This is a genomic window from Streptomyces olivochromogenes, from assembly GCF_001514115.1.
Classification (GTDB): Bacteria; Actinomycetota; Actinomycetes; order Streptomycetales; family Streptomycetaceae; genus Streptomyces; species Streptomyces olivochromogenes.
Window position 1 is genome coordinate 33,671 of the sequence record NZ_KQ948478.1, and the last position, 24,935, is coordinate 58,605.

General features: G+C 69.2%; 22 protein-coding genes and 1 pseudogene. 7 read left to right on the forward strand and 16 right to left on the reverse strand.

Annotated features, from left to right (window positions below; all coding sequences use genetic code 11):
* Positions 1 to 208: 208 nt before the first annotated feature.
* Positions 209 to 1,153, reverse strand: a complete 945-nt coding sequence (locus tag AQJ27_RS44255) for an ornithine cyclodeaminase family protein (RefSeq protein ID WP_067382540.1) — start codon at positions 1,151 to 1,153, stop codon at positions 209 to 211.
* Entirely contained in the window at positions 1,150 to 1,920 is a 771-nt protein-coding gene (locus AQJ27_RS44260; protein WP_067382543.1) for an IclR family transcriptional regulator, read from the reverse strand. The genes AQJ27_RS44255 and AQJ27_RS44260 overlap by 4 nt, the downstream gene beginning before the upstream one ends.
* Before the next feature lie 117 nt (positions 1,921 to 2,037).
* On the opposite strand from AQJ27_RS44260, the gene AQJ27_RS44265 reads away from it, so the two are divergent.
* Both AQJ27_RS44265 and AQJ27_RS44270 read left to right on the forward strand, forming a co-directional pair.
* On the forward strand, positions 2,038 to 3,351 hold the full coding sequence (locus AQJ27_RS44265) for an amidohydrolase family protein (RefSeq protein WP_067382546.1): 1,314 nt from the start codon (positions 2,038 to 2,040) through the stop codon (positions 3,349 to 3,351).
* Positions 3,352 to 3,406: 55 nt separating this feature from the next.
* Entirely contained in the window at positions 3,407 to 4,507 is a 1,101-nt protein-coding gene (locus AQJ27_RS44270; RefSeq protein WP_079065742.1) for a dipeptidase, read from the forward strand.
* A gap of 8 nt (positions 4,508 to 4,515) precedes the next feature.
* Here AQJ27_RS44270 and AQJ27_RS44275 read toward each other — a convergent pair whose 3' ends face one another.
* The 4 genes from AQJ27_RS44275 to AQJ27_RS44290 all read right to left on the reverse strand — a co-directional run bounded on the left by AQJ27_RS44275 (position 4,516) and on the right by AQJ27_RS44290 (position 8,314).
* A complete protein-coding gene (locus tag AQJ27_RS44275; RefSeq protein ID WP_079065743.1) occupies positions 4,516 to 4,809 on the reverse strand; it encodes a DUF1214 domain-containing protein in 294 nt (97 codons plus the stop codon).
* Between the two features lie 78 nt (positions 4,810 to 4,887).
* Positions 4,888 to 5,487 carry a carboxymuconolactone decarboxylase family protein gene (locus AQJ27_RS44280; RefSeq protein WP_067382553.1) on the reverse strand — a complete coding sequence of 200 codons (600 nt, stop codon included), beginning with the start codon at positions 5,485 to 5,487 and terminating at the stop codon, positions 4,888 to 4,890.
* Positions 5,487 to 6,854 carry an MmgE/PrpD family protein gene (locus tag AQJ27_RS44285; protein WP_067382556.1) on the reverse strand — a complete coding sequence of 456 codons (1,368 nt, stop codon included), beginning with the start codon at positions 6,852 to 6,854 and terminating at the stop codon, positions 5,487 to 5,489. The genes AQJ27_RS44280 and AQJ27_RS44285 overlap by 1 nt, the downstream gene beginning before the upstream one ends.
* A gap of 26 nt (positions 6,855 to 6,880) precedes the next feature.
* Complete coding sequence (locus AQJ27_RS44290; protein WP_067382559.1) at positions 6,881 to 8,314, reverse strand: aldehyde dehydrogenase family protein; 1,434 nt, start codon at positions 8,312 to 8,314, stop codon at positions 6,881 to 6,883.
* A 210-nt stretch (positions 8,315 to 8,524) separates the two neighbouring features.
* Here AQJ27_RS44290 and AQJ27_RS44295 point away from each other — a divergent pair, with 210 nt between their 5' ends.
* Both AQJ27_RS44295 and AQJ27_RS44300 read left to right on the forward strand, forming a co-directional pair.
* Positions 8,525 to 9,358, forward strand: a complete 834-nt coding sequence (locus AQJ27_RS44295) for a helix-turn-helix transcriptional regulator (RefSeq protein WP_067382562.1) — start codon at positions 8,525 to 8,527, stop codon at positions 9,356 to 9,358.
* 277 nt (positions 9,359 to 9,635) lie between these two features.
* Complete coding sequence (locus tag AQJ27_RS44300) at positions 9,636 to 10,181, forward strand: ATP/GTP-binding protein (RefSeq protein WP_067382565.1); 546 nt, start codon at positions 9,636 to 9,638, stop codon at positions 10,179 to 10,181.
* 108 nt (positions 10,182 to 10,289) lie between these two features.
* Here the strand turns inward: AQJ27_RS44300 and AQJ27_RS44305 are convergent, their stop codons facing one another.
* From AQJ27_RS44305 to AQJ27_RS61035, 3 genes and pseudogenes are all read right to left on the reverse strand, one after another.
* The gene (locus tag AQJ27_RS44305; RefSeq protein ID WP_235613914.1) at positions 10,290 to 11,429 is read right to left on the reverse strand and encodes a lactonase family protein; all 1,140 of its coding nucleotides are present in this window, start codon (positions 11,427 to 11,429) and stop codon (positions 10,290 to 10,292) included.
* Positions 11,430 to 11,574: 145 nt separating this feature from the next.
* Positions 11,575 to 11,877, reverse strand: a complete 303-nt coding sequence (locus AQJ27_RS44310) for an amidohydrolase family protein (RefSeq protein WP_235613915.1) — start codon at positions 11,875 to 11,877, stop codon at positions 11,575 to 11,577.
* Positions 11,878 to 11,982: 105 nt separating this feature from the next.
* Positions 11,983 to 12,253: pseudogene (locus tag AQJ27_RS61035) on the reverse strand (IS5/IS1182 family transposase); the annotation flags it as partial.
* Between the two features lie 342 nt (positions 12,254 to 12,595).
* Between AQJ27_RS61035 and AQJ27_RS44315 the strand changes: the two are divergent.
* On the forward strand, positions 12,596 to 13,840 hold the full coding sequence (locus AQJ27_RS44315; protein ID WP_067382571.1) for a ricin-type beta-trefoil lectin domain protein: 1,245 nt from the start codon (positions 12,596 to 12,598) through the stop codon (positions 13,838 to 13,840).
* Between the two features lie 438 nt (positions 13,841 to 14,278).
* Here the strand turns inward: AQJ27_RS44315 and AQJ27_RS44320 are convergent, their stop codons facing one another.
* Positions 14,279 to 15,391: an ABC transporter substrate-binding protein gene (locus AQJ27_RS44320; protein WP_067382574.1), complete on the reverse strand. Its 1,113-nt coding sequence runs from the start codon at positions 15,389 to 15,391 to the stop codon at positions 14,279 to 14,281.
* A gap of 538 nt (positions 15,392 to 15,929) precedes the next feature.
* On the opposite strand from AQJ27_RS44320, the gene AQJ27_RS44325 reads away from it, so the two are divergent.
* Positions 15,930 to 16,460 (forward strand): GNAT family N-acetyltransferase, encoded by a 531-nt coding sequence (locus AQJ27_RS44325; protein WP_067382577.1) that lies wholly within the window; start codon positions 15,930 to 15,932, stop codon positions 16,458 to 16,460.
* Positions 16,461 to 16,588: 128 nt separating this feature from the next.
* Here the strand turns inward: AQJ27_RS44325 and AQJ27_RS44330 are convergent, their stop codons facing one another.
* The 6 genes from AQJ27_RS44330 to AQJ27_RS44355 all read right to left on the reverse strand — a co-directional run bounded on the left by AQJ27_RS44330 (position 16,589) and on the right by AQJ27_RS44355 (position 21,938).
* Entirely contained in the window at positions 16,589 to 17,044 is a 456-nt protein-coding gene (locus AQJ27_RS44330; protein ID WP_067382581.1) for a VOC family protein, read from the reverse strand.
* Positions 17,044 to 17,265 carry a biotin/lipoyl attachment domain-containing protein gene (locus AQJ27_RS44335; protein WP_067382584.1) on the reverse strand — a complete coding sequence of 74 codons (222 nt, stop codon included), beginning with the start codon at positions 17,263 to 17,265 and terminating at the stop codon, positions 17,044 to 17,046. The genes AQJ27_RS44330 and AQJ27_RS44335 overlap by 1 nt, the downstream gene beginning before the upstream one ends.
* 318 nt (positions 17,266 to 17,583) lie before the next feature.
* Entirely contained in the window at positions 17,584 to 19,314 is a 1,731-nt protein-coding gene (locus AQJ27_RS44340; RefSeq protein WP_067382587.1) for an MOSC and FAD-binding oxidoreductase domain-containing protein, read from the reverse strand.
* 52 nt (positions 19,315 to 19,366) lie between these two features.
* The gene (locus tag AQJ27_RS44345) at positions 19,367 to 20,236 is read right to left on the reverse strand and encodes a DUF427 domain-containing protein (RefSeq protein ID WP_067382591.1); all 870 of its coding nucleotides are present in this window, start codon (positions 20,234 to 20,236) and stop codon (positions 19,367 to 19,369) included.
* A gap of 119 nt (positions 20,237 to 20,355) precedes the next feature.
* Positions 20,356 to 21,075, reverse strand: a complete 720-nt coding sequence (locus AQJ27_RS44350; RefSeq protein WP_067382594.1) for an SDR family oxidoreductase — start codon at positions 21,073 to 21,075, stop codon at positions 20,356 to 20,358.
* Positions 21,072 to 21,938: an alpha/beta fold hydrolase gene (locus tag AQJ27_RS44355; protein ID WP_067382597.1), complete on the reverse strand. Its 867-nt coding sequence runs from the start codon at positions 21,936 to 21,938 to the stop codon at positions 21,072 to 21,074. The genes AQJ27_RS44350 and AQJ27_RS44355 overlap by 4 nt, the downstream gene beginning before the upstream one ends.
* Before the next feature lie 132 nt (positions 21,939 to 22,070).
* Here AQJ27_RS44355 and AQJ27_RS44360 point away from each other — a divergent pair, with 132 nt between their 5' ends.
* On the forward strand, positions 22,071 to 24,851 hold the full coding sequence (locus tag AQJ27_RS44360) for an AAA family ATPase (RefSeq protein ID WP_079065744.1): 2,781 nt from the start codon (positions 22,071 to 22,073) through the stop codon (positions 24,849 to 24,851).
* Positions 24,852 to 24,935: the final 84 nt, after the last annotated feature.

Below are 24,935 nucleotides of genomic sequence, written 5' to 3' on the forward strand. Positions count from 1 at the left end.
GGATTCGGCGAGCGGCACCCGGCCGCGTCGAACACGGCGGGGGCCGGACGACGAGAGAACTGGCGCGACGAGATCTCGTTCCCGCGGACGGCGAGTTGACGCGAGTCCAGACGGCCGCACAGAGGAGCGCGACAATCCACGTCCTGGCCGACGCCGACGCCGAGGTCGAGGTCGAGGTCGAGGTCGCGGCGCAGGACCGTGATGGCCGCTACATCTCCAGGGTCGTACCCATGCCATGGGCGCGGGCGACATCGTGGACCACCGCCGCCGCAGCGACGTCGAGCGCGGCGTGGCCCGTCGACTTGAAGACTGTCAGCTCGGTGGGCTCGCGACGGCCGGGATGACGGCCGTCGAGGACCGAGCCGAGGAGGGTGATCCGGTGTGACGGGATGCCTTGCAGTTCGTGGGCCCCCGCCGGCGGAGCCGAGCCGGCGGCACCCGGCCATTCGACGAAGAGAGATCCGGCGCGGACGGTGTCGGAGGCGAGTTCGTGGCCGTGGGAACCGCCGACGGAGCTGATGTGAGCACCCTCGGCCGACCACGACGGGTCGAGCACGGGTTCCCGGGCGCTGGTACAGCAGAACACGACGCCGGCCCCGCGGGCCGCCTCCTCGATGGAGCCCGCGGAGGCGTTCGGGTGCAGTTCCGCAAGCCGCCGGGCCCGCTCAAGATCCTGGCCACCCACGACGAGGGGTGCATCGGCGTCGATCGTCGCGAGCAGTTCGACCTGGGCGCGGGCCTGAACTCCCGTGCCCAGTACGGCGATCCGGTCCGGGTGAGGGCGTGCCAGCGCGCGCATGGCGATCGTCGCGACGGCGGCGGTGCGTACGGCGGTGACCGGTTCGGCGTCCATGAGCGCGAGCGGGCGGCCGTCGTGTTCGTCGAACAGGGCTACGACGCCACGATGCGCGCTGCCTCCTGTCCGGCCGGGCACGGCGAAGACCGACACCAGCTTGGCGGCCAGACCTAGGCCCGGAACGTAGCCCGGCATCGCGCCGAGGAGTCCCGCGGGCGCTTGCGCGGCGATCCGGGCAGGAGCCGAGACCTCGTCGCGGCTGATCGAGACGAGCGCCTGAGTGACCGCTGTCAGGACCCGCGCCGGATCCAGGCCGGCCCGGGTCTGCGAGCGGTCGAGGACCAGTACGCCGCTCATCCGGGATCCGCCTGCGGCGACGAGGAAAGGCCCGTCAGCGCGTCCTGCAGTGCGTCCGTCGCGCCGCGGAGCTGCCGCTTCAGTTCGGACAGGTGCGGCTCGTCGAACTCGGCGTCGAGCCCGACCAGGGTGAGCGCGCAGATCGGCCACCCCTTCGCGGAGACCACGGCCCGGCTCACCGACGCGACGAGGTGCTCGGCGCGACCGCGTTCGAAGGCGTAACCGGTGCGTTCGGCCTCCTCGATGTCCGTCAGGAGGCCTTCCGGGCCGGTCAGCGGATGACCGGCCTCCTCCGCCAGGCGCAGATAGGGGCGTCGCGCGTCCTTGTCGAGCAGTGCCACCAGCGCCACTGGACCGGCGAATCTGTGGACGGGGAGCATCTCGTCCCGCAGATGATTGATCATCTCCAGTCGCGGCGGTCGTACGACGTCGATCACGCGCGAGCGGTCGGCTTCCAGCACCTGGAGGTTCACCATCATGCCGGTGCGCTCCGAGAGGGCCTCCAGCATCGGACGGCCCACCGCGACAAGCGAGTTGTGCGCAGCCGAGTGCGACAGCTGGAGCGCTGCCGCGCCGAGGAGGTAGTGGTCGTCGGTGCGCAGCACCCAGCCTCGGCGGATCAGGTCGATCAGGACGCGGTAGGCGGTCGCACGATGCAGACCGACCTCGCCCGCGAGCTCACTGAGGCGCAACGGGCGGTTGGACCGGGCGAGTGCCTCGATCAGGTCCAGTGCCTTGTCGACAGCGGAGCTGGATGGCTTCGGCATGCGTGGCGCCCCTTGTCGCACTCCGGTGCTACATTCTCGATGTTGCACATGATGATACACATGTTGCGCCTGATGTAACACCACTACTTGCGTCCCCACCACGGAGAGGTCAATTCGATGGGTCATGAGGTTCTCGGTGCGCCCACTCCCTGGGCCCCGCCCGCGACGGGCGCCGTGGTGGTCTACCGAGGAGCGACGGTGATCGACGGGACGGGCGGACCGGCGCGGACGGCGACGTCGATCGTCACCGACGGCACGACCATCCGGGCCGTCGTCCCCGATGCCGAGATCGCCGACAGCACAGCGACGGTCGTCGACCTCACGGGACGCTTCGTCGTCCCCGGCCTGATCGACTCCCACCAGCACATCGCGACGCCGCCCGATCGCGACGCCGCCGAGGCCATGCTGCGCCGACAGGTCTACGGCGGTGTCACGGCGATCCGGGTCATGGCCGACGACCTCCGTCAGGTGGCCGAATTCGCCCGCGCCGCGCAGGTCGGCGAGATCCCCGGACCCGATATCCACTTCGCCGCCCTCATGGCCGGGCCGACCTTCTTCGACGACCCGCGCACCCAGCAGGTGTCACAGGGCGGAACGCCCGGCGCCGTGCCGTGGATGCAGGCGATCACCGACGAGACCGACCTGCCCCTGGCGGTGGCAATGGCTCGGGGCACCGGTGCCCGGGCGGTCAAGATCTACGCCGACCTCACCGCGGACACGGTCACAGCGATCACAGCCGAGGCACACCGGCAGGGGCTCGCCGCCTGGGCGCACGGCACGGTCTATCCCGCGAGCCCCGGTGACGTCGTCGACGCCGGCGTCGACGTGGTCTCGCACGCCACGGCGCTCGCGCAGGAGGGCACCCAGCACCCCTTGACCACGTACAAGGACAAGCCACCCATCGAGTACGACCGGTTCGCGGACGGCGACGACCCGAACCTCCAGGCGCTGTTCGAGCGCATGCTGGAGCAGGGCACGATCCTTGACGCGACCGCCGGCATGTGGGCGAACTACTTCGCCGCCGAGGCGACGGATCCCGAGTCACAGGAGCGTGTTCGGGCCAACTCGCGCCTGGCCGCCCGGATCACCAGCCACGCGTACCGCGTCGGCGTCCCCGTCTCCGCGGGCAGCGACTACGAGAACGCCCCCGAGCACCCCTTCCCCGCACTGCACGACGAGATGGCCTTCCTGGCTCGGGAATGCGGCATTCCCCCAGTACAGGTCATCCGCTCAGCCACTCTGGTCGGCGCCATGAGCATGGGCGCACAAGACGTAATGGGCACGCTTGAGACGGGCAAGCTCGCGAACTTCGCCGTCCTGTCGGCGAATCCGCTCGACGACATGGCCCATCTCACCGGCATCGAGTTCGTTGTCAAACGCGGCTGCCGCTACGACCGTGGCGACTACGAGCCGGCCGCCCCCGGCCGCTGACAGTCGTCGGACCCCAGCCACGAGACATGCACACCCCGAAGGGACACGACGCCCGATGACCGCCAATCCCCTTGCAGACGCGGACCACTTCACACGCGACTACATGATCATCAACGCGCTGGGTGTGCTGGACAACCCCAACGCGCCCCACTCGTCGGCGACCGCCGGCAAGCTCGTCCAGACCGGCGAGGACGTCACCATCGACGCGCGCACCCTGGCCGAGGCGCACGCCTCCGGGCTGACCGCGGTCAACATCACGCTCGGATACGTGATGGGCGACATGGACCCCTACGAGCACACCCTGCACGACATAACGGTCTGGGACACGATCCTGCGGGACAACGCAGCCGACGTCGTCAAGGTGCGCACGGCGGCCGACCTCCACCAGGCCCAGCGCGACGGCCGGATCGGCGTCATCTACGGCTTCCAGAACGCCGTCGCGCTCGGCGACGACGTCACTCGTGTCGACACCTTCGACCGGCTCGGCGTACGCGTCGTCCAGCTCACGTACAACCAGGCGAACGCACTCGGCGACGGTTCGATGGAGCCGCGCAACCGCGGCCTGACGCCCTTCGGCCGTGAGGTGATCCAGCGCCTGAACGACCGTCACCTCATGGTCGACCTTTCCCACAGCGGCGAGCAGACCTGCCTGGAAGCAGCGCGGATCTCCCGACAGCCTGTCTCCATCAACCACACCGGCTGCCGCGCGCTCACCGACCTCCCGCGCAACAAGACGGACGAGGAACTGCGCCTGGTCGCCTCGCGCGGAGGGTTCGTCGGCATCTACTTCATGCCGTTCCTCACCTCCTCCGGCCACGCCCGCGCCACCGATGTCGTCGAGCACATCGACCACGCCGTCAACGTCTGCGGCGAGGACCATGTCGGCATCGGCACCGACGGTCCCGTCACCGCCATCGACGACCTGGACGCCTACCGGGCCGACCTCGCCGAGCAGGTTGCCCGGCGCCGCGAGGCCGGCGCCAGCGCGACGGGCGAGGGCGACGACGTCTACCCGTTCGTCGTCGACCTGCGGGGTGTCGACCAATTCCGCGAGCTGATCCGGCTGTTGGAGAAGCGCGGTTACCGTTCGGATCGCATCGAGAAGATCCTCGGCAAGAACTTCGCGGACTACGCGGAGCGCGTCTGGACTTCTTGATGCCGGCGTCAGAGGGGGTCGGCCGTCGTGATCGGCGGCATTTCGTAACTGCCGTCGAGCAGCGCCTTGCCCGGCTGATAGGTACGCAGTACCAGGATGAAGAAACCAGTCGACGCCGGAAGCCAGTTGGCCTGGCCTTCTGACGGCTCATCGTTCTGGATGAGCAGTTCGAGCGAACCGTCGGTGCCGTAGGCCAGGCCCGTCGTACGGTCGCCGATCGAGTAGCGCTGGATCGGATTCTCCACGAGGCGCCAGTCCTGGCCGTACAGCGTGACCGACCAGAACGCGTCGACCGGCGGCAGTTCGCCGGCCGCGGCTTCATCGCCCTGCGCCGCAGAGGCACCCGCGACAGCGGCTGAACACCGGACAACTCGCGCCGTTCATCGCGTAGCGCCCCGGCCCGATGGCGGCCTGTCCGCCGGTCGTTCGGGACCCGCCCAGCCGTCCGCTTCTTGCAACTGCGTGTACATCTGGGTGAGTTGCACGTCCAGCACGGTGCACAGACGGCTGAAGGTCCAGTAGTAGCCGCAGAGATGAAGGAGCTCGACAAGTTCGCGGCTGGAGAGGAACTCGCCTGCTGCGGCGAACACTTCATCGGACACCCGGGGTCCCGCGACGACCTCGGCGGCGAACTGGATCACCGCACGGTCGTGCTTCGACAGTGCCGAATTCACATGGTCCCCGTTCTTGATCAGTTCGCGGGTCGCGTCGTCCACGCCGGCGTTCCGTGACAGGGGTACGTGCTGAGTGAAGACGAAGTCGCACCGCACACCCTCGGCCACGGTCAGGATGGCCAACTCCCGCGCTCGCACGGGTAGTTCAAGTGAGGTGTAGAGGGCCTGCGCCAGGCCGATGAAGGGCTGAACGGTGGACGGTGAGTGTGCCAGCATCCTGAACATCGGGTCCGGCGGGAAGTCGGCCAGGAACCGGGCGACATCCTCGGGGATGTCGTTCGGGTCGGGGTCCCGCAGTCGGGTCATTACTCTCTCCGTCCGGTGAGATTCATCAACTCGGCCACGTCGGGGAGGCGTTCGAGTCCCTTGATCCGCTCGATGATCTTTCGCGCGGCCGGGCGGCTGATGATGCCTTCGACGTTGTCGAGGAACTTGGTCTCGATGTCGGTGTCTTCGGTGTCGGGGTGCGCGGGGTGTCCCCGGACGCCCCACTGGGTGTGGGACAGCACGCGGCCCTCGACGAGGGCGATGTCGACCCGGCAGCTCAGAAAGGGCGCGTCCGACGGGAACTCCATCGCATAGGGCACCACCTTGTCGACGACCGACAACAGATCCGGGTCGGTCCACAGAGCGGGATCCATGTAGTCCTCGGGACGGTTGTGGCCTCGGACCAGCCGCAGCGCCACGCTGAACGCCGTACTGAACTGTGCCGAGACCATGTCCGTCGGCCGGGTGACCGCCGCCCCGTGCCCGACCGCGATCGCGGGCAGACCGAGCCGGATCTCCTTGATCTCGCGCCACGGCAGGTGGTCGCGGGCCAGAAGATGAGCCACGGCTTCGATGGCCGGTCCGGCGGATCCGATCGTGGGATACAGCCGGAAGATCGTGTCGACGATGTGGAAGTGGTCCCAGAGCCCGTCGACGCCCGACGTGTCCCGGGTGCCGGCGAAGAGACGGAAAAGTCCGCGCTCGCCCTCGATGATCGTCGCCGGTCCGGTGAGTCCGTCCTGGGCAAGCAGCGCGGCCTGGGAGCCGCTGCGAGCGGCTGATCCGGAGTGCATCCGCTTGACCTCGCCGCCGCTCCGCTCGTACTCCATGGTGCCGCCCGCGTCACGGCCCGCGATCCCGAGGGCTTCGGTGAGCCGGCCCGGAGTCAGGCCGAGGAGCCGGCCCGCCGTCGCCGCGGCACCGAAGGTGCCCAGGATCTTGGAGCCGTGCCAGCCCACACGGACCATGTCCCGCACGGTGGTGGCGCCCAGCAGCGACATCACCTGCGCCCCGGCGACCACGGCCGTGAGCACCTCACGGCCGTCGGCACTGGTGCTCTCGCCGAACGCCAGAGCCGTCGGGACCACGGCCGAGCCGATGTGCGCGGCGTACATGTGGACGTCGTCGAACTCGAAGGCGGCGCCCAGGGTTCCGTTCGCGAAGGCAGCGTACGGGGCGACCGTCCGGGCGCCGGAGAGCACCATCGTGCTCTCCGGCGTGGCCTTCATCGCTTCGACGAGCCGTAGCTCGGGCTGGACGTTGGGCAGGGTCGCGCCGCGGACCTGCAGACCCAGTTGGTCGAGGATCAGCAGCTTCGCCATCTCGACCGCGCGGGGCGGCAGTTGGTCGTACTCCAGGGCCGCGACCCATGCTGCCAGCCGGGTTGCCAGAGTGTTCTCACTCATCACGCACCTCGTCGCGGTGGGGGTGGTCAGCGCTGGATGGCCTTGGTCTCCAGGAACTCCTCCAGGCCGAAGCGACCCATCTCGCGGCCGTTGCCGGACTGCTTGTAGCCGCCGAACGGGGCGAGCAGGTTCATCTGCGGACCGTTGACGTCGATCTGCCCGGCGCGCATCCGCTTGGCGATGGCCAGTGCGTGCTCCGTCTCGCCGAACACGGCGCCGTTGAGGCCGTAGTCCGTGCTGTTGGCGATCTGTACGGCGTGGTCGTCGTCGGTGTAGGGGATGACCGCCAGCACGGGGCCGAAGATCTCCTCACAGGCGATGACGGAGTCGGGGTCGACGTCGGCGAAGACGGTGGGCCGGACGTAGGCACCGGTCTCCAGTCCCTCGGGCCGGCCGGGTCCGCCGACGACGACCGTGGCACCGTCGGCGACGCCGCGTTCGATGTAGGTGGCGACGCGTGCGCGCTGGGTCTCGGAGGCGAGCGGGCCGAGAAGGGTGCTCTCCTCGGTCGGGTCGCCCACCGTGTACGCGGCGGCCGCCTCGCGGAGCAGGTCGACCACCTCATCGTGCAGTTCGGCCGGGACCAGCATGCGGGTGTAAGCGCCGCACACTTGGCCGCTGTTGATCCAGGCGCTCGACAGGCCGCGGGTGACGGCGTCCTTCAGGTCGGCGTCCCGCAGGATGATGTTCGCGGACTTGCCGCCGAGTTCCAGCGCGACCTTCTTGACGGTCGCCGAGGCGAGCTCCGAGACACGCTTGCCGGCGCGGGTGGAGCCGGTGAAGGACACCATGTCGATTCCCCGGTGCGCGGCGATCGCCTCACCGACGACCGGACCGGTGCCGTGCACGACGTTGAACACCCCGGCGGGCACACCGGCCTCGGCGGTGACCTCCGCGAGGATCCGGGCGGCCAGCGGGGCGACCTCCGACGGCTTGAGCACTACGGTGTTGCCCGCCAGCAGAGCCGGGACGACCTTGGTGATGACCTGCTGCAACGGGAAGTTCCACGGGGTGATCGCGCCGACCACACCGATCGGCTCCCGTACGACGAGCGAGTTCGCGATCTCCTCGGTCCAGGGGAAGTCCGCCACGACGGAGACGGTGGCCTCGGCGGCCATCACCGGCAGGCCCGCCTGGCCCATACGGGCGAAGGAAATCGGTGCACCCATGTCGGCGCTGATCGTGGCGGCGATCTCCTCGGAGCGCGCCTGAAGCCCCGCCGCGACGCGCCGGACGACGGCGGCACGCTCCGCCGGGTCTGTCGCGGCCCAGGCCGGGAACGCGGCGGTGGCCGCCGCCACGGCACGGTCCACGTCCTCAGCCGTGCCGGCCGGGACCGTGGCGATGACGGCCTCGGTGGCCGGGTTGACCACTTCGATCACGGGCCCGTCGAAGGGAACCGCCTTGCCGTCGATCCAGTGGGCGGGGGCGGGGAAGCTGAGTTCGCTGTTGGCGTTCATGCAACCCAGAGTCACAAGCGCCGAAGATCGTATCCAGGGACAGATTGTCCCGTGATCCACGTCACATTCAGTACGGCTGGTGGCCGCTCATCCACGGATCGACCGACCCTGGCTGAGCTCTTCGGCGGCCCTGTCCGATCTGCGAAACTGGGTGATGGGAGCGCTTCTGACCTGGGCGTCGCCGATGAGCGAAGTGAGAGGAGCAGGCGTATGGACCGCGCCGAGCTCGCCGACTTCCTGCGTACCCGGCGCGCGGCGCTGCAGCCCGAGGACGTCGGTCTGCCGCGGACTCGTCGCCGCCGTACCGGGGGTCTGCGCCGCGAGGAGGTCGCCGCCCTCAGCAGCGTGTCGACCGACTACTACAGCCGTATCGAGCAGCAGCGCGGCCCACGTCCCTCCGAGCAGATGCTCGCCGCCCTCGCGCAGGGCCTGCGCCTGACGCTGGACGAACGCGACCACCTCTTCCGGCTGGGCGGCTACGACACTCCCAAGCGCGTCTCACGCACCGACCACATCAACCCCGGGATGCAGCGCATCTTCCAGCGCATGGACGACAGTCCGGCCCAGATCATCAACCATCTGGGCGAGACACTCGCGCAGAACCGCCTCTCCACCCTCCTCGTCGGCGACCAGACCCTGCACACCGGCATGGCCCGCTCGCTGGCCTACCGCTGGTTCACCGACCCCGCCGAACGGCAGCGCTTCCCGGCCGACGACCATGCCCAGCACGGCCGTACCGTCTCCGCCCAGCTCCTCGCGACCCACACCCGCAATCCCGACGACCCCCGCGTCACCGGCCTAGTCGAGGCACTGCTCAAGAGGAGCGAGGAGTTCGCCGATATCTGGCGCCAGCACCCGGTCCTGGGCCCGTACTGCGCACCCAAGCTGATAGAGCATCCCCGAGTCGGCCTCATGGAGTTGCACGGACAGAGCCTGATAGATCCCGACCAGTCCCAGATCCTGACTGTCTTCACCGCCACCCCAGGCAGCGAGAGCTACGAGAGACTCCAATTCCTCTCCGTTCTGGGCGACCAACTCCTTTGACGTGCGGCGAACGACTCGGAAAGTTCCCACTGGCTGATCGCCGAAGGGCGGTTGCCACGGCCCCGGCAGGCAGGCTGTACTGGAGCACGACGTTGAGCAACCTGGCGGTAGTCGCCTTGCTCGACCTCACGGGCGTGGTGAGCGCCTCCGGCATCCAAGCCGTTCGAGGATCCGCCACTGCCGACGTCCTCATCCCCAGCGTTCCGCTGATTCTGGGCCTCCACCGGAACTTGGGGGTCAGTCAGCTTGCCCCGACACGCAGGAAAGGTTTGCGATCATGCGACGGTACGTTCTGACCGGCACTCCGGGTGCCGGCAAGACATCGATCCTGCGGTGTCTGGATGATCTCGGCTACGGGGTCGTCGAGGAGGCGGCGACAGCAGTTATCGCGCAAGCGCAGGCCCGGGGCGAGGACGAGCCATGGACACGGGCGTCTTTTGTCGAGGAGATCGTCGTTCTGCAGCGACAGCGGCAGTTGGCGGCCCCCACCACAGGCTCTGTCCAAGTATTCGACCGGTCGCCGATCTGCACCCACGCGCTCGCTACCTATCTAGGGTGGCCAGTGCCCCGGTCACTGACTGCGGAGCTCGAACGGATCGCCTGCGAGGGAATCTACGAGCGCCAGGTGCTCTTCGTCCGCAATCTGGGGTTCTGCGAGCCCACCGCGGCACGACGGATCGGCTTCCAGGAGTCACTGGTGTTCGAGAAGATCCATGAACAGAGCTACCGCTCGTTCGGCTACGAGCTCATCGACATCCCTGCCGGCGACCTGGCCCACCGTGTTGCAGCGGTCAGCTCAGTGATCTCACGCCCTGCCTCGTGAACAACGCCCGTCATGCTCGATCCGCGCGGGGAACACGACTGCCCCATGCGCGACGTCCCGGGCGCGCTCGTCGCGTGCCCGGGACGTTCCGCCGCGGTGGCCGCTTTCTTACACCGCGGCGATGCCCTCCATGCCGGAAGCGGCGAAGGCGGGCAGTCCTGTGACCGTCGTGATCTTGGTGAGGGCGCCGGTGCGCCCGACACGGAAGCCGTCGACGGTGCCGGAGGTCGCGTTCTGGACGTAGACGAACTTGTCGGCGGCGACGGCGAGGTCGATGACACCTTGCGACATTCCGGACGGCGCGGCGGCGATGCCCGCCTCGTCGGTCAGGGCGAGTCGGCCGTGCGCGTCCTGGCGGTAGCCGCTGACGGTTGAGTTGCCGGTGTTGCCGCCGTAGAAGAAGTCACCGGCCCGCTCCAGCCAGCACAGGACGTTCTGCCCGTTCGGCAGGGACGCCTGTACGGTCTTCAACTCGCCGTCGTGGCGCACCTTGTAGGTGGTGACGGTGGAATGGGCGGCCTCGGCGACCAGCATGCGCCCGGACTTGTCGAAGGCGATGGCGAACGGCACCATGCCCGCCGACTTGTTCACGACCGGCTTGTCCGCCGGGAGGCCGTCCTCCCCCACGGGGAAGACCTCGATGGTGTTCGCCGACTTGGTGGTGACGACCAGGTTCCGGCCGTCCGGCGTGAACGCGACCTGTCCCGGCGAGCTGCTGAACAGCGGCACCTTCTCGTTCTTCAGCGCCAGACCGCGGCTCGAACCGCTCAGCGGCTTCAGCCCCTTGGAGGTGATCCGGAAGCCCTGGACGCTTCCCGCACCGCCCGCGTTCATGACGTAGGCGAGATCCCCCGAGACCGTGACGGCGGATGGGAAGTCGCCTCCCGTGGATACCGTTTGACGGTTCGTCAGTTTCTGACCGTGCACGGCGAAGGACGTCAGCGTGCCGCTGCCCGCGTTGACCGCCAGGAGCCGGCCGGAGCGGTGGTCGTAGACGAGTGATCCTTGCGAGGCGAGCGAGTCGGTGGGCGCGTCGGTCTGGTCGCCGCCCTTGCCGCCGGTCGCGTACGTCCCCGCGGCGGTCAACTGCCCGTCGTCGCCCCGGCGGAAGACGCGGATGGTGTTTCCGCTCAGTTCGTTGCCCTGGACGAATACGGCGTGGTCGGCCTTCGAGGCGGCGCGCGGGGTGGGTGAAACCTGCGCCGCGGACGCGACGTTGACCGCGACCACGGCCGCCACGACGGCCACCGCCCCTCCGCCTAAGACGGTCAGTCTCTTTTGTAGCTTCGACCTGCGTTTGTTGTGCCTGCTCATGTGCGGCTCCTCTGGCCCGGGGGGTGTGGGACCAGAGTTGCCACTGTGCAGCAATGTATCAAGGCGTTCGGACTCCGCGTCAGAGTCTCGTAAGGTCCTTGCGCAGTGCTCCCGCCTGGGCGACCAGTACAACGTTCTCGGGCCTGCCGAGGCTGCCGATGTCGCGCAGGGGGTCTTGGTCGACCGCCACGAAGTCCGCGGTCTTACCCGCCTCCAGGGAACCCAGTCGGTCGTCGACCCCAAGGAGCCGGGCCGCGGTGAGCGTGCCTGCGGTGATCGCGGCCAGTGGGTCCATGCCGAGTTCCACCACAGAGTGATGGCAAAAGACGCACGGCCGCACGCCCTCATCGACCGGCTCTTCCACACATGCTTCATCGCTCATGGCAGACAGGGTGCCAGGTGGCCTCCGGCCCGGCAGCAACCCACCACCTTGACCAAACACAAAGCGGCACCCCCCGCTGAGACCGTCTACCACGCAGTGACCGGGCGAGGACGCACCGCCCTTCCGGTCACGGACCGGGATCAGCGTGCCGTTCACGATCCACAACCGCTCCAGCCCCTCGACGTCGTGAGATTCGTGCGGTATTAGACCGACCCCAGCAGCACTTGCTCGGCCAGCGGCAGGCAGCACGATCGGCCGCCTCCGGGACCGGTCCCGCCCCATTCCCCCACCACCGTCAGCACCCGTTCGAACTGCCTCATCCGCAGCCCGGTGAACGTCTCCACCCACACGGCTCAGCCCTCAAGACCCCAGCCATGCAAGGGAAACGCCCGGCTCACAGGCTTCTGCAACACCCTTCAGTCAGCAAAGCGGTCATCACCCGGCGCGCTTCGACATCGACGACGTCATTCTCAACACCATTGGAGTGCTGGGGAGTTGTCCCAGCTGGGGCGACGACACGGCCGGGCGATGCGCCGCGCCCGGGCCGTCAGTTCCGCAACCGGCGCGACTCCCAGGAGACCTGGGCCAAACCCGAACGGCTGGTCCGGACCAAAGTATTGACACCCCCTTACCTCACTCCTTAAATCAAGAGGCGATGCACGCACCCCCCACCTCAGTCGGCGCCCCCTTCTCGGGGCACCGTACGGAAGGGAGAGTCTTGGACTCCCCACGTCTGCTCCGCAGATGCCTCTTGGCAGCGTTGTCCGCAGCGCTCGTCACCGCTGCCGCCATCGTTCCCGCCCAGGCGGATCCCCCCACGGCGGCCGCGGCCGTCACCACCTTCTCCGACACGTTCGACGGTCCCGCGGGTGCGGGCGTCGACACCTCGAAGTGGCAGATCGAGACCGGAGACAACGTCAACAACCACGAGCGGCAGTACTACACGTCCGGAAGCAACAACGCGACGCTGGACGGCCAGGGTCACCTGGTGATCACCGCTCGTCGCGAGAATCCTGGCAACTACCAGTGCTGGTACGGGCGTTGTGAGTACACCTCGGCCCGGATGAACACCTCCGGGAAGTTCACCGGAACCTACGGCCATGTCGAGGCGCGGATGAAGATCCCGCGCGGGCAGGGCATGTGGCCCGCTTTCTGGATGCTCGGCAGCGACATCGGACAGGTCGGCTGGCCGAACTCGGGCGAGATCGACGTCATGGAGAACGTCGGCTTCGAACCCTCGACCGTGCACGGCACCATCCACGGGCCCGGGTACTCGGGATCCGGGGGCATCGGCGCCGCCTACTCCCTGCCTGGGGGCCAGGCCTTCGCCGACGCCTTCCACACCTTCGCCGTCGACTGGGCCCCCGACTCGATCAGCTGGTCGGTGGACGGCACGGTCTACCAGCGGCGCACGCCCGCCGATCTGGGCGGCAAGACCTGGGTGTTCAACAAGCCGTTCTTCATGATCCTCAACCTCGCGGTCGGCGGCTACTGGCCGGGCGACCCCGACGGCTCCACCGTCTTCCCGCAGCAGTTGGTGGTGGACGAGGTGAAGGTGACGACGAGCGACGGTTCGGGGTCCACCGGCGGCCCGATCACCGGCCTGGCCGGCAAGTGCGTGGACGTGGCCGGGGCGAACGCGGCCAACGGCACGCCCGTACAGCTCTACGACTGCAACGGCAGCACGGCCCAGCAGTGGACGGTCTCCTCCGACGGCACCATACGCGCGCTGGGCAAGTGCCTGGATGTCACCGGCAACGGCACGGCGGACGGCTCGACCGTACAGCTGTGGGACTGCACGGGCGGGCCCAACCAGAAGTGGGCCGTCAGCGCGGCCCACGACATCGTGAACCCGCAGGCCAACAAGTGTCTGGACGTGACGGGCAACAGCTCGGCCAACAGCACCCGGCTGCAGATCTGGTCGTGCTCGGGCGGCGCCAACCAGAAGTGGACCGTGAGCTGAGATTCCGCCACGGGGGACGGGGGAACGGGGGACGGGGGTCCGGTGGGGTTCGCCCCGGCCGGACCCCCGTACGCGTCCCTCGTGCTCAGCGCCCGGGGCGCACGTACCGTCGGCTGTCCGCCTACGGCCTCCCACCACGGGCGGACAGCGCCGGTCTGCAGCCCATGAACCAGGTGTGCGGTCCGTATACGGAGCGGCCGGCCCGGACTTCGTCAACCACTGATCTAGAACTGGCGCATCCTCAGCCGGCGCTGTGACCGGGAATGCTTGCCTGGTTGCTCGTTGTGCCGGTTCAACGTGAATCTCCGACCAGGAGGCGGAACGGCACCACCCGTCGGGATCCGCAAGCTCGCCATCCGCCCAACCGCCGGCTCCTGCTGGGCCGAACGTGATGCCTCAGGTACGGACAGATCTGGGCAGTCGGACTTCCGTGTTCTCTCAACCGGTGTGGAGGATCCGAAAGCGATCGGGTTGCGCCGGATCTCGATCAACGACTTGGACAGGCGTCCAAGCCCATTGCCAAACGCTGATGCCTGGCGCGCGGGAGAACTGGATCTGCCCGCGGGTTCCTTCGACTGAGACGCGCGGCCAGGATTCGGCAGTGCGCGCCCGGTCCGCGCCGTGAGAGCGCAGCACATCGGCGAGGACGACGACCGTGTCGTAACCCTCGAAGGCGACGAACGAGGGGGGTTCGGCCAGCCGCTCGCGGAGGGCCGTCTCGACTCGTGCACCGAGTGGGCTGAGGCGCTCGGGCAGGTAGCGCAAGAACGGGATCGCGGCACTGTCGTCGCCCAGCAACTTCGCCCATTCGGCGAACTCCGGTTGCCCGGCCGGCGCACCAATCATGATCTCGGCGAGGCGCTGGTCGCGGCGGACGGACTTGACGATCGACGCGGCCGGCTCCGGGTGGCCGACCAGAAGAAGGAGGGCTGTCGCGCGATTGTCGGCGAGTTCGTCGCACACGGCCGTGGGGTCGAGCGCGCGCATGTCGAGTCCGATGACGGTACCGCCGCGTGGAGCGAGGTAGTCCCGCAGAATGCGGGCCCCGGATGCCCAGTAGACACTCGGCTCGGCTGCTACGGCGATTCGATTGTGGCCCGCGCTGAGGAGGAAGTCTGCGTAGATCCGCCAACCGTGGGACTGTGCGGGGGCGAGGCGCGCGACCCAATCGGTCGGCTGTTCGGTGAGCGCGTCGAGAACCGCTGACGAGCAGAGGAACGGCAGGCCGAGGGCGTCGGCCCTGGCGGCAGCGGCGCGCGCGACGACGCTGTGATACTCCCCCGCCAAGGCAGCCACGCCCAGGCCAGCCAATTCGTCCACGGCCGACGCGGCCCTCTGCGGATCGGCCGCGGTGTCTCGGACCACCAGCTCGAGCGGTCTTCCGACGATCCCGCCGGCGTCATTGACTTCGCGAACGGCCAACTCGAGTCCAGCGAGCAGGTGTTGGCCCGCCTCGACCCAGCCAGGCCGAGTCAGCGGAACGAGAGCGCCGATCCGGACGGACGATCCGTCAGTCCGCTCCGCTCCAGGCGGCGATGGTGGCGTATTCATGCGGTGGCGTCTCCCGAGTGGCGGTTCGGTCGCGGTTTGCCCGAATCGCAGAGTGAACGTCAGTGGCGCCGAGAGTAGCCGAGCCGCGAATGGCCGACTTCGGCGCCCCGTTCCGTGGCCGTCAGCCGGCCCTCGCGCCGTCGATCGAGCCTGAGGGGCTTCGGGCAGCCCTGCCGCAACAGGCCCACCAGGAGCACGGGACGCGGCGAGTAGGGCCGGATCCCAGTGGGCCTGGCACCAGGGCAATCCGGGGGCTCAGCTATCCGCCGAGCCGCAACTCTGCCTACACACCGAGTCGTTGGTGGTTCGAGGTCATGGTGTCGGCGCAGGATGGTGCCCGAGAAAGCGATCAGGTACGGATGCCGAAGCACGACACGATCCTCGGCGGCTGCCGGCACCGCGGCAATGACCTCCAGCACGCGGACCAGGCCGTGGCCCACCTGCACAATCCCACCTTCACCGCGTGACCAGCACACGCCAACAACCCAGCGCAGAAAAACGTGATCACGGGATACGAACGAGTGCTAGCGTCGCCCGTATGCCTGAACTGATCGCACCCACAGGTCGGCTGCATTCCTCATGGCTCGCAGCGCGTGACGAGTGGTCTCCAGGTGCCCACCAGGACGGGACGGGCCTGCGTCTCGCTCCTGATGCGGACCTCGACAGCCCCGACGTTTTCTCGGAGTGGGTCGAACGACTGCGACAGCAGTCGGACAGGTCGGTTGCCGTCGGGGAGGAGCGCGTTCATGCCACCCATTGGTGGATCGTCGAGGGTGACAGCTACCTGGGGGCCATTGATCTGCGGCACTACCTGAACGCCCTTCTGCTCGACATCGGCGGGCACATCGGCTACAGCATCCGACCCTCCTTCCGGAGACGCGGCTTGGCTACCTGGGCTCTCGGGGCGGTTCTACCAGAGGCCCGTGCGCTCGGTCTGGATCGAGTCCTCGTCACTTGCGACGACGACAACGTCGCGTCGGCACGCAGCATCGAACGCAACGGTGGTGTCCTGGAAGATGTCCGCACCACCGACGCGGGCATCAAGCGCCGCTACTGGATCACTCTGTAGACAACGTGCGCAACAGGTGTGGTGCTATCGCTGGTTCGGGCGAAGGAGCGGCGGCGCCATGTCGTACATGGCACGCCTGATGTGACCCCGAGGCCGCTGGCGCCTGGGCGCGACGGCCGTACGAAGATTCAGCGACCCCCTTCGTCGTCGGCGCCTTCCGGCTGCCGGTGGCCGATTTCCTGGAGTGTCCAGGTGTTGCCGTCCGGGTCGGCGAAGTCGGCGAAGCTGGCGTAGTCCCGGCGGTCGAGGTCGGGGCCCGACGCCCAGTCGCCTTTCCAGTCGTCGATCGGTGACTTGTGTCGGATGCTGCTGACCTTGACGCCGCGTTCGGTGAGTTGGCGGTGTGCGGCTTCGATGTCGGTGACGGCCAAATAGACGGCGCGTGCCGATCCCGGTGGGGCATCGGTGAGCCCGACACCGATCTGGATCGAGCAGGCCGAGCCCGGCGGAGTCAGCTGCAACACGCGGAAGTTGTCGGCCGGGTGGTAGTCGACGTCGAGGATGAAGCCGGCCTGGGTGTAGTAGGCGGCGGCCTGGTCGACGTCGCTGACGGACAGGGTGATCACTTCGAGCTGGTAGTCCATCAGGCACCTGCCGGGCTTCGGTGGGCGCGGGCATCCATCCGTACGGCGACTTGCTCGTCCCACGCCGATGGGTCGATGTCGGTCTCGAACATCCAGCCCTGTCCATAGGGATCGGTGTTGGCGAAGCCGGTGACTCCGACGCGGACGAGGCCGCCGGCATGGTCCAAGCGGAACCAGCGGCGATCACTGCTGTAGCGCAGGTCAGCTGGGGTCTCGGGCATCGTTCCTCCTGTCGATACTGCTCACAGGGCGGGTGGCAGAGCTGATGGCCGGACGTTCACCGTCCCGGGGTATCCGGTGGTCCGGCGGACGGCGGGTGGCTCGTTGGACCGCCCTGCGTGCCGCCCGGACTGCGGTATGCCAGATCCGATTGGCGGCGCATGCCTTGTTCGATGACCGGGGGATGTAGATGGCCGGTATCGGGCCGATGGCCGGAGTGACGGCGACCGGATCCGACTCGGCCGGTGCGACAGCTGTCTGCTTGTCGTCGTCGGCTCTGTCTGGCTGTGGGGCTGGTGTGGTCATGGTGTTGGCCGGCCTTACATGTCGAGGACGACGTCGGTGCTGGGCTGGGCACAGCAGATGAGCACGTGGCCGTCGGGTGGGGGCTCCAGCGGGGTCGGGGAGTAGGTGACGTCGCCGGACAGGAGCGGGGTGGTGCAGGTGTGGCACACGCCGGTGCGGCAGCTCCAGCGGGTGGGGACGTCGCAGGCGTCGGCGAGTTCGAGCACGCTGGGCTTGCCGTCGGGGAAGGGCACGGAGATACCGCTGCGTGCGAAGGTCACCAGCGGGCCGGTTCCGGGCGGCCCCGGGGGCTGGTGGGGTGTCCGAGCCTCCTGTCCGGTGAGGCCGGGGTTGATGGAGGGCATGGCTCCGAAGAGCTCGGTGTGGATGCGGGACGGGTCGATGCCGGCCGCGGTGAGGGCGTGCTGCATGTCGGTCATGAACGAGGCGGGTCCGCAGACGAAGGCGGTCGCGTCGGCCGGAACGGACAGCGCGACCAGTTTGTCCTTGGTGAGTCGCCCGGCGACGGCATGGGCACGCTTGCGTTCTTCGGGTGTGGCTGTGCTGTAGAAGACATGCTCGTGGGTGTGCGGCAGTGAGGTGAGCAGGACGTGTGCCTCGGCGGCCAGCGGGTGTTCCTGTGGCCGACGGGCCCCGTGGATCCACCAGATCTCGCGCTCGCTGTCCTGGGCGGCGAGCTCGTGCAGCATGGACAGCACCGGGGTGAGGCCGATGCCGGCGGAGACGAGGAGGACCGGGCCGGTGCCTTCGTCGAGCATGAAGTCACCGCGCGGTGCTGCGGCGTCGAGGATCGCTCCCGGCCGCAGCCTCGTGGTCAGATAGCCGCTCGCGGTGCCGTGGGGCTCGTGTTTGACGCTGATCCGGTAGCGGCCGGCATCGGGCGTCGAGGACAGCGAGTAGCTGCGCACCGGGGCGGGCCGGCCGGCCTCGCGGATGCGCAGGGTCAGGTACTGGCCTGCGTGGGCAGCCGGGAGCCGGGACCCGTCCGGGGCGGCCAGGTGGATCGAGGTGACCGTCGTGCTCTCGGGGACCACTTCGGCCACACGCAGCGGCCGGAAGCCGTCCCAGGCCGGGCCGGTGGCCGCGACGACCACCGGGCTGTCGACGGACTTGAGCAGGTCACGGAACGACTCCTGCCAGCCGGGGCTGAGGGCGGGGATCCGCAGGGCCAGGCGCAGCTTGGCGGGTTCGGGGTCGGGGAGGTAGAGCAACGCGTCGGTGTCGGCCACGCTCAGCGCTCCGGGCCCGGTCCTGGTCTGCACGATCGGGTCGCCGGCCTGGATGTGTCCCTCATGGATGACCCGCATGTAGAAGCCAGGACGGTGGTGGCTGACCAGCAGCGCGGGAAGTTCGGGTTCGCCGAGGCGCAGGCCCACGCGGTAGCAGGTGACCCGCGGCTGGGTCACTTCGAATTCGGTCTCACCGATGCGGTACCGGTCGCCGATGCAGACCTCGTCGTCGAGCAGGCCGTCGACGGTGAGGTTCTCCCCGAACTGGCCGAACCCGAAGTCGTCGCGTCCGAAGTACTGCTGCCAGTGCCGGTACGACTGGATCTGGTAGACCAGCACGGCCCGCTGCTCGCCGCCGTGGCCGTTGGTGTCGCCCTGGCCGTCGCCGTCGATGTTGAGCCGACGAACCCTCGCCGGGCCGTGTATGGGGAGCTTCCACACGCCGGTGCGGACGGTCCTGCCCTGCCAGGACACGACTTTCGGCATGCCGACGTTCACCGACAGCAGGGTGGGCATCGCGTGCTCCTTCCTGTGGCACCGGCAGTGCCGTCGAGTACGACGGTGCCGGTCATGCCTGCCGGACGGCGGTCGTCTCGTCGAGGCTGAGGTTGCGGTCGACGCCGTGCGAGACCACGCCCTGACCGGGCTCCAGCCTCAGCCGGATGCCGTCCAGGAGCACCTCGATCTCGTCCGGCTCGAACGACACCAGCCCGGAGACACGCCGCACCTCGGTCCAGGCGTCCTCGTACGACCACGCCGCGCGGTGGGCGCCGACGATGTCGTAGTAGCTGGCCAGACCCTTGTACGGGCAGAACGTCCGGCCCTCGGCCGGGGTCAGCGCGGACTCGTCGACATCGGCGCGCGGGACGTACCAGCGGGGTGCGAACCCGGACTCGTACAGGACCAGGGGGCGGGTGGTGTCGGCGACGACCCGGTCGCCGCTGCGGACGACCAGGTGGCGGCTGGTGGAGCGGATGTCGACGCGGTGGTAGCTGTCGGCGGCGTGGCCGACGATCCGCTCGTCCTCCTCGTAGAAGGCGTCCATCGCCCGCCACGCGAAGGCGACCCGTCCCTTCAGGTCTCCGGCGTGGTCGGGCAGTTCGGTGTGCTGCCACGCCGCGCGCTGCCTGCTCTGCGTCCCGGCCCGGACGGTGTACCAGGACGTCGTGCCGAGGTCACGGTGCCGGGTCGTGTGCTCGTCCGGCTGCAGTACGTCGGCGGTGACGTCGCCGAGCGGGAAGTAGGCCACCGGATAGCGGCCGGGCTCGTGCAGCAGTACGACGTCCTCGCTGTCGACGATCCAGGTGCCGCCGAACCGGACACGCATGCGACGGCGCAGCGGCTCGGCGAACAGCATCCGTTCGGGCAGCGGATCGGGGACCAGAAACCGGCCGACCGCCGCGGGCGCGAGCGGTCCTTGCTGCCAGGAGAGGCCCATCGTCTTGCTCCTTTCGGAGTCTTGCTTCCTTTCGGAGTCATGCTTTCCTTCGGGGTCCTGCCTCCTTTCAAAGTCTCGTTTCCTTTCGGAATCTTGTTCGGATCGGACCGGGGACGGGATCAGGTGAGCGGCTCACCGCCGTCGATGTGCAGGGTCACGCCGGTCAGGAAGGTGCTGGTCATGGCGAACAGGACGGCATTGGCGATGTCGTCGGCGGTGCCGATACGCCGTGCGGGGTTGCGGGCGCCCATATCGGCGAAGTAGTCCGCCTTGCCCTGCTCGCCGAGGGCGTCCCAGGCGCCGGTGTCGATCACACCGGGAGAGATGGCGTTGACCCGGATCGGGGCCAGTTCCAGGGCGAGCGAGCGGGCCAGGACCTCGGCGGCGCCGTTGGTGATGGCCACGGCCAGGGTTCCCACCGCGATCTTCGCCGCGGCCACGCCGGAGAAGAGCGTGAACGACCCGCCTTCACCGATGCGGGGGCTCAGGTGCTTGGCCAGCATGAGCGGGCCGATCACCTTGGTGTCGAACGAGAGCCTGACCGCATCCCGGTCCAGGCCGGCGAGGTGCCCCCGAGCACGGGCCGAGGCCGTGGACACCACATGGTCGACGGTACCGAGCCGTTCGCCGAGGGCGGCGATGGCGGCTTCGTCGGTGAGGTCGACGGTGTCGGTGGTGATGTCGGGCTCGCCGGCGTAGGCGTCGGCGAGGGCGTGCCGGTCGCGGCCCGCGGCGATGACGCGGGCCCCCGCGTCCCGGGCGGCGAAGGCGATGGCGCGGGCGATCCCACCGCCCCGCCCGACGACAAGGACTGTCTCGTCCTTCAGGAGGCCGGTCATGTCAGTGTCCTTTCCAGGAAGCTGCGGATGGTGCCCGCAGCGGCGTCAAGATGGCTTTCGAGCAGGAAATGGCCGCCATCGAGCAGGCAGATCTCGGCCCGGGGTGAGTCGTCGGTGAAGGCGAGCGCGCCCTCGGGGCGGAAGATCTCGTCGTTGCGGCCCCATACGGCCAGCAGCGGTACCCCGCTGTCGCGGAGGTAGGTGTGCAGCTTCGGGTACAGCGGGAGGTTGCCGGCGTAGTCGGCGAACAGCCGCAGTTGGACCAGGTCGTTGCCCGGCCGGGACAGCAGGGCGAAGTCGTGATACCAGGTGTCGGGGTCGACCAGGCTCTCGTCCGGCACGCCGTGCAGGTACTGCCATCGCGTGACCTCCAGGGTCAGCGCCTGACGTATCGCGGCCTCGGTCTGCGGTGTCTGGTCCTGCCAGTACGCGCGCACCGGTTTCCAGAAGTCCTCCGTGAACCCCGTTTCGTAGCCGTTGCCGTTCTGGCTGATGATCGCCGTGACCGCGGCGGGGTCCGCCAGGGCGAGCCGCCAGCCCAGGGGTGCGCCGTAGTCGTGGACGTACAAGGCGAACCGGCTGACCCCGAGCTGTTCCAGCAGCTCCGCGGTCAGGTCGGCCAGGGCGTCGAAGGTGTAGTCGAACTCATCCACCGGTGGCGCGTCGGAGAGGCCGAAGCCCAGATGGTCGGGGGCGATCACGTGAAACCGGTCGGCCAGCAGCGGGATCAGGTTCCGGAACATGAACGAGCTGGTGGGAAAGCCGTGCAGCAGTACCACGGCGGGCGCGGCGGGCGGCCCCGCCTCCCGGTAGAACAGTCGCTGTCCACGGACGGTGGCGTAGCGGTGGTGGATGGTCGTCATGGCTGCTCCGTTCACGGTCCGTCCCCCACTGATGTCCTGGTCCAAGCCTGCGACCGGCGGGGCGACGGTCGCATCCGCCACTGGCTGGCCACCGTCGCCGGTGCGCCGGCCGGAGGGGGATAACGTGGTGCCGTGCGTGAGGCCGCGGACCTGCCGGGCTGGAGGCGCGCGGCGGAGCTGACGGGCCGCCGCGGCGAGTGCGGGGTGCTCGACCGGCTGATCGGGGCCGTACGCGGCGGTGAGAGCCGGGCGCTGGTGGTGACCGGCGAGCCGGGCGTGGGCAAGACGGCGCTCCTCGAGTACCTGGCCGTGCAGGCACTCGGCTGCCGTGTCGTACGCGCCGCGGGTGTCCAGTCGGAGATGGAACTCGCCTTCGCCGGGCTGCACCAGCTGTGCGCGCCGCTGCTGGACCGGCTCGAGCATCTGCCGGGGCCGCAGCGTGACGCGCTGCGCACCGCCTTCGGCATGAGCGAGGGACCGGCGCCGAACCGGTTCCTGGTCGGTCTGGCCGTGCTGGGCCTGTTGTCCGAGGTCGCGGAGCAGCGGCCGCTGATCTGCCTGATCGACGACGAGCAGTGGCTCGACCGCGCCTCGGCGCAGGTCCTCGCCTTCGTCGCGCGCCGTCTGGGGGCGGAGTCGATGGGCCTGGTCTTCGCGGCCCGTACCGTGCACGGCGACCTGGCAGGAGTGCCGGAACTGGTGGTCGAAGGGCTGCGGGAGGCCGACGCGCGGGCCCTGCTGGACGCGGTACTGACCGGGCCGATCGACGCCCGGGTACGCGACCAGATCGTGTTCGAGGCACGGGGCAACCCGCTGGCCCTGCTGGAGCTGACGCGGGGACTGACGCCCGCGGAGCTGGCCGGCGGATTCGGGCTCCCCGGCCTGATGCCGCTCTCGGGCAGCATCGAGGAGAGTTTCCTACGGCGGGTCGGCGCCCTTCCGCAACAGTCCCGGAGGCTGCTGCTGATCGCGGCGGCCGACCCTTCCGGCGACCCGGCCCTGGTGTGGCGGGCAGCCGGCCGACTCGGGACCGGCACCGACGCCGCGGCACCCGCCATCGAGGCCGGCCTGGTCGAGTTCGGCACCCGGGTACGGTTCCGCCATCCGTTGGCCCGCTCGGCGGCCTACCGCTCGGCGTCGGCCCAGGACAGACAGGAGGCGCACCGCGCCCTGGCCGAGGCCACCGATCCGCGGCTCGATCCCGACCGGCGTGCCTGGCATCGCGCGCAGGCCGCCCCGGGACCAGACGAGGACGTCGCCGCCGAACTCGAACACTCGGCCGGGCGGGCCCGGGCACGCGGCGGTACGGCCGCGGCAGCCGCGTTCCTGAAGCAGGCGGCGCTGCTCACGCTCGACCCGGCAGGGCGGGCCGGCCGGGCCCTGGACGCTGTGCAGGCCACGATCCAGGCAGGTGCTTTCGACGTGGCGTCGGAGCTGCTGGCCATGGCCGAATCCGGGCAGCTCAGCGACTTCCAGCAGGCACGTGTCGACATGATGCGGGCCCAGCTCGCGTTCAACACCAGCCGGGGTGGTGATGCCCCCGCGCTGCTACTGACGGCGGCCGAGCGGCTCCGGCCCATCGACGCCAGTCTCTCCCGCGCGGCCTACCTGGACGCGCTGCTCGGCGCGATCTTCGCCGGACGCCTGGCCGGTCCCGGCGGTGACGTGCTGGAGGTGGCCCGGGCGGCGGGCGCGGCACCTCCGCCGCGTCACGCCCCGCGCGCTCCCGATCTCCTTCTCGACGGCACGGCGGCAACCCTTGATGTCGGGTATGCGGCAGGAGTCCCGGTCCTGCGCAGGGCCCTGGCCGACTTCGGAGCCGGCATGTCCGTCGAAGAGGAACTGCGACGCATGTACCTGGCGTGCATCACGGCCATGCGGCTCTGGGACGACGACAGTTGGGAGACGCTCTCGGCCCGGTACATCCGACTGGCGCGCGAGACCGGCACGCTCAGTGAGCTGCCGCTGGCCCTCACCGCACGTGCCTACGTGTTGCTGTTCGCCGGTGATCTGCCCGGCGCGGCGTCGCTGTCCGACGAACTGCAGGCGGTCAAGGAAGCGACAGGGAGCGGCCTGGCGTCCTACAGCGCCATGGGCCTGGCCGCACTGCGCGGTGACGAGACCGGGGCCTGCGCCGTGATCGACGCCACGCTGGAGGACGTGACCACGCGCGGCGAGGGAATCGGCGTCACCTACGCCGAATGGGCGAAAGCCGCCCTCAACAACGGCCTCGGCCACTACGACAAGGCCATGGCCGCGGGCCTGCGTGCCACCGCCTACGACAACGATCCTGCCGGGATCTGCTGGCCCTTGGTCGAGCTGATCGAGGCCGCCGCACGCTGCGGGACGCCCGAGGCCGCGACCGACGCCTGTCGGCGGCTCTCCGAGATGGCCGATGCCAGCGGCACCGACTGGATCCTAGGGGCTCGGGCCCGGTCGCGCGCGCTGCTCAGCGAGGGCGACGCAGCCGAGCGCCTGTATCGCGAGGCGATCAGCCACTTCGCCAAGACCCGGCTCCGGGTCGATCTCGCCCGCGCGCATCTGCTGTACGGGGAATGGCTGCGCCGGGAACGCCGTCGCAATGACGCACGCGAACAACTACGCACGGCCCACGGCATGCTGGAGACGATGGGCATGTCAGCGTTCGCCGAGCGTGCCGGCCGCGAACTGCGGGCCGCCGGCGGAACCGCCCACAAGCGCACTGCCCCGGCCCGGCATGAGGAACTGACCGCCCAGGAAGGCCAGATCGCCCGGATGGCCCGCGACGGCCTGTCGAACCCGGAGATCGGCACCCGCCTGTTCATCAGCGCACGCACCGTCCAGTACCACTTGCGCAAGGTCTTCACCAAGCTCGGCATCACCTCACGCAGCCAGCTCGACCGAGTCCTGCCGAGCAGCCCTGGCGGCGCATAAGAGGTTGTTCTGGAGAGTTCGTTCATTCTCGTGGGACTTGAGGCGAGTTGTCTCGTTCTCAGCCTTCCGCTTCACCAGGGATAC

Excerpts from the sequence above, each read along its gene's own strand:
- AQJ27_RS44310 (WP_235613915.1), bottom strand. The coding sequence starts at position 11,877 with ATGAGCGATGAAGCATGTGTGGAAGAGCCGGTCGATGAGGGCGTGCGG.
- AQJ27_RS44340 (WP_067382587.1), bottom strand. The coding sequence starts at position 19,314 with ATGCCCACCCTGCTGTCGGTGAACGTCGGCATGCCGAAAGTCGTGTCC.
- AQJ27_RS44270 (WP_079065742.1), top strand. The coding sequence starts at position 3,407 with ATGACCGCCAATCCCCTTGCAGACGCGGACCACTTCACACGCGACTAC.
- AQJ27_RS44345 (WP_067382591.1), bottom strand. The coding sequence starts at position 20,236 with ATGGGCCTCTCCTGGCAGCAAGGACCGCTCGCGCCCGCGGCGGTCGGC.
- AQJ27_RS44325 (WP_067382577.1), top strand. The coding sequence starts at position 15,930 with ATGCCTGAACTGATCGCACCCACAGGTCGGCTGCATTCCTCATGGCTC.
- AQJ27_RS44335 (WP_067382584.1), bottom strand. The coding sequence starts at position 17,265 with ATGCCCGAGACCCCAGCTGACCTGCGCTACAGCAGTGATCGCCGCTGG.
- AQJ27_RS44330 (WP_067382581.1), bottom strand. The coding sequence starts at position 17,044 with ATGGACTACCAGCTCGAAGTGATCACCCTGTCCGTCAGCGACGTCGAC.
- AQJ27_RS44290 (WP_067382559.1), bottom strand. The coding sequence starts at position 8,314 with ATGAACGCCAACAGCGAACTCAGCTTCCCCGCCCCCGCCCACTGGATC.
- AQJ27_RS44295 (WP_067382562.1), top strand. The coding sequence starts at position 8,525 with ATGGACCGCGCCGAGCTCGCCGACTTCCTGCGTACCCGGCGCGCGGCG.
- AQJ27_RS44260 (WP_067382543.1), bottom strand. The coding sequence starts at position 1,920 with ATGCCGAAGCCATCCAGCTCCGCTGTCGACAAGGCACTGGACCTGATC.
- AQJ27_RS44300 (WP_067382565.1), top strand. The coding sequence starts at position 9,636 with ATGCGACGGTACGTTCTGACCGGCACTCCGGGTGCCGGCAAGACATCG.
- AQJ27_RS44355 (WP_067382597.1), bottom strand. The coding sequence starts at position 21,938 with ATGACGACCATCCACCACCGCTACGCCACCGTCCGTGGACAGCGACTG.
- AQJ27_RS44285 (WP_067382556.1), bottom strand. The coding sequence starts at position 6,854 with ATGAGTGAGAACACTCTGGCAACCCGGCTGGCAGCATGGGTCGCGGCC.
- AQJ27_RS44265 (WP_067382546.1), top strand. The coding sequence starts at position 2,038 with ATGGGTCATGAGGTTCTCGGTGCGCCCACTCCCTGGGCCCCGCCCGCG.
- AQJ27_RS44280 (WP_067382553.1), bottom strand. The coding sequence starts at position 5,487 with ATGACCCGACTGCGGGACCCCGACCCGAACGACATCCCCGAGGATGTC.
- AQJ27_RS44255 (WP_067382540.1), bottom strand. The coding sequence starts at position 1,153 with ATGAGCGGCGTACTGGTCCTCGACCGCTCGCAGACCCGGGCCGGCCTG.
- AQJ27_RS44350 (WP_067382594.1), bottom strand. The coding sequence starts at position 21,075 with ATGACCGGCCTCCTGAAGGACGAGACAGTCCTTGTCGTCGGGCGGGGC.
- AQJ27_RS44320 (WP_067382574.1), bottom strand. The coding sequence starts at position 15,391 with ATGAATACGCCACCATCGCCGCCTGGAGCGGAGCGGACTGACGGATCG.